1 tRNA gene and 2 rRNA genes are annotated in these 976 nt (G+C 52.7%); all 3 read left to right on the forward strand.

Annotated elements, in window-relative coordinates:
• Positions 1–167, forward strand: a 23S ribosomal RNA gene (locus Q4Q11_RS31875); the annotation flags it as partial.
• 279 nt (positions 168–446) lie between these two features.
• A 5S ribosomal RNA gene (gene rrf / locus Q4Q11_RS31880) occupies positions 447–561 on the forward strand.
• 331 nt (positions 562–892) lie between these two features.
• A tRNA-Met gene (locus Q4Q11_RS31885) sits at positions 893–969 on the forward strand.
• Positions 970–976: the final 7 nt, after the last annotated feature.

The following is a 976-nucleotide window of genomic DNA, read 5'->3' on the forward strand; positions in this document are numbered from 1 at the left end:
GCTATATATGGAATGGATAACCGCTGAAGGCATCTAAGCGGGAAACCAACCTGGAAACGAGTGTTCCCTATCAGAGCCGTGGAAGACGACCACGTTGATAGGCCGGGTGTGGAAGTGCGGCAACGCATGAAGCTTACCGGTACTAATAGCTCGATTGGCTTGATCGTTCCCATTGCCAGTGCTCATCTCAGGCTGAATGCAAAGCATTCATGCCTATCTTCCGCTGAATGCGAAGCATTCATGCGGCATGAGTGTCCAAAGACGTGTTCAAATAAATAAAATCCAGCTTCTCAAACTGTCCATGCAAAAGCATGAACAACAGGCCTCCGTATGGGCGGCTGATGTCCCCTTCGAGCGACAAGCGAGAAGGAAAGGCATATCAGCCCAGAAAGAGCAACTTGTTAGTCCATGCGTTCCGCATGGACTAACAAGTTGCGCTTTGCCGACCTGGTGGTTATGGCGGGGTGGCTGCACCCGTTCCCTTTCCGAACACGGCCGTGAAACGCCCCTGCGCCCATGGTACTTCGTCTTAAGACGCGGGAGAGTAGGTCGCTGCCAGGTCTGCTAATCGCAACTTCAGGCTAAATCGATGAAATCGATTTATGCCTCACGCTAAATTGCTCAGCAATTTATGCGTCACAAAATCTTCTCGTCACACTCTGAAATACGGCCAGGCCGTGTTACAATAGGCCGCTATCCAAGCGGCCTTTGTCGCTTCTGGAAGAAAAGCAATTACACCTTACGCACCCGAAATACGGTGCCAGGGAAACAAGCGATAAACCCAAAGGGTTTACGCTGACGCGACAAATCCTTCGGATTTGCGCTGGTGACGCGATAAACCGCTCCGCGGTTTACGCTGGTGACGCGACAAATCCTCCGGATTTGCGCTGGACGCGGGGTGGAGCAGCCCGGTAGCTCGTCAGGCTCATAACCTGAAGGCCGCAGGTTCAAATCCTGCCCCCGCAACCAATCCTTC

The sequence above is a fragment of the Rhizobium sp. UFLA01-1127 genome, assembly GCF_059803845.1.